Origin of the sequence: Streptomyces sp. PT12 (assembly GCF_003311645.1) — a bacterium.
GTDB lineage: Bacteria > Actinomycetota > Actinomycetes > Streptomycetales > Streptomycetaceae > Streptomyces.
In genome coordinates, this window is sequence record NZ_QEST01000025.1 from 1 (window position 1) to 522 (window position 522).

Below are 522 nucleotides of genomic sequence, written 5' to 3' on the forward strand. Positions count from 1 at the left end.
GCGCTTCAAGGGTCAGCTCCTCGACCAGCTCACAGCCCACCTGGTCACCCGCGCGCAGCACCAGCTCGACCATCGCCGCGCCGGGCAGCAGAACCGTTCCCGAGATCGTGTGATCGGCCAGCCACGGGTGCTCCTCGAGTGAGACTCGTCCCGTGAACACCGTGGCGTCGCTCTCGGCCAGGCCGACGACGGCGCCGAGCAGCGGGTGGTCGGCGGCGGCGAGGCCGACGGCCGTCACATCGCCACCGCGGTGAGGCGTCACCGTCGGCCAGTAGCGGTCGCGCTGGAACGCATAGGTGGGGATGTCGGCCAGCCGCGCGCCCTTCAAGAGCTCGGGCCAGCGGGCGCCGGAACGGGCGGCGGCGGCAAGGGCGTTGTCCACCTCAGGCCGCCCGGAGCGGAGCAGCGGAACGCCGTCGGTCAGGGCGGAGAGCACGCCGTCGGGGCCGATCTCAAGGAACGTGTCCACGCCATCGGCCCGCAGCTGCTCGGTGGCGTCATGGAAGCGGACCGCCTCGCGGA

The 522-nt window shown here is 72.6% G+C and carries 1 protein-coding gene; it reads right to left on the reverse strand.

The window, feature by feature from the left end; all coding sequences use genetic code 11:
* Positions 1-522, reverse strand: a 522-nt coding sequence (locus DEH69_RS03380) for a polyketide synthase dehydratase domain-containing protein (RefSeq protein ID WP_181727235.1), incomplete at both ends; no start/stop codon positions are given.